The 1364-nt window shown below is 31.6% G+C and carries 1 protein-coding gene; it reads left to right on the top strand.

All coding sequences use genetic code 11. The features are described 5' to 3' along the window. On the top strand, positions 1 to 1270 hold a 1270-nt coding region (locus FHL06_RS13140; protein ID WP_153387057.1), incomplete at its 5' end, for an amino acid kinase family protein. Positions 1271 to 1364: the final 94 nt, after the last annotated feature.

The following is a 1364-nucleotide window of genomic DNA, read 5'->3' as shown; positions in this document are numbered from 1 at the left end:
ATTTAGAAAAGTTAAACAAATTATTTATAATGATGCTGAACGAAAAGTAGTAGTTGTCAGTGCGGCTGGTAAAAGTCAAAAAGAACCAGTTAAGATAACTGATATGCTGATTGCTTTGGAGCAGGCAGCAGATACTGATAAAAAGCAACTTTTTCAAAAAATTGCTAAACGAATTCTTAAAATAAAAGCTGATTTGAAACTAAGTATTGATATTAGAAGTGACTTAAATACTATTCAAAAGTCACTACAGCATTGTTCACATGATTATTTAATTTCACGTGGAGAGTATTTAACTGCAAAATTAATGGCAGATTATTTAGGATTTTATTTTGTTGATGCAAAAGATATTTTAGTATTTAATGATGATTTAGATTATGTAGAATCCGGTAAAAGATTAAAGCAAATAATGCTACAACATCCTAATATTGTTGTACCAGGGTTTTATGGAGCTAATAAAAATGGAACAATTCATTTGATGTCTCGTGGTGGCAGTGATATTTCAGGAGCAATTTTGGCTAATTTGTTAGATGCTGATTTGTATGAGAATTGGACTGACGTATCAGGTATTTTAATGGCTGATCCAAGAATCATCAGTCATTCAAAACGTATTGAAAAATTAACTTATGATGAATTGCAGGCCTTGTCTTATATGGGAATCGGAGTTTTTCAAGAAGAAGCAGTTCGTCCGGTCTGGAAAAAGCAAATACCAACAGCTATTTTGAATACGAATTGTCCTGAATCTGGTGGAACTTTAGTAGTTGCCAAATTGCAAAAAAATAGTGATCACATCGTTACAGGAATAGCCGGTGGGAAAGACTACACTGTTATTACTATTCAAAAATATCAATTAAATAAGCATATCGAAGTATTACAGAAGGTTTTAGAAAGTTTTCAAAAGTTACAGATAATTAGTAATTACGTACCTTCAGGAAATGATGGATTCAGCTTTGTTTGTCGGAAACAAGCAATCGGTAATAAATTGAATCAATTAATAGCTGATTTAACTAATAACTGTGGTGTAGATTCAGTCGACGTTAATCAAAATATTGCTTTAGTAGCAGCTGTGTCATTACAGTTTAGTCAACGTCCAGCAATGGCCGGAAAGATTTTGAATTATTTGGACAATAGTTTGATAAAAGTTAGATTTGTTTTTCAAGAAGGTAGCGATATTAAAGTAGTCTTTGGGGTCGCTAATGCGGATTATGAAAAGACTATCAACAGAATTTATCATGAATCGATGGATTATCATCGAAAAAAGATTTCAGCATAAAAAACTCAGCAATGGAATTTTCCAGTTGCTGAGTTTTTTTATTATTTTTCATTATTTTGATTTGTATAAGTTGTTGAATGTTCAAGAAATGCTT

This window comes from Companilactobacillus halodurans, from assembly GCF_009600985.1.
Taxonomy (GTDB): Bacteria; Bacillota; Bacilli; order Lactobacillales; family Lactobacillaceae; genus Companilactobacillus; species Companilactobacillus halodurans.
Note: the sequence above shows the minus strand (reverse complement) of the source record. Positions and strands in the feature narration are given on the sequence as shown.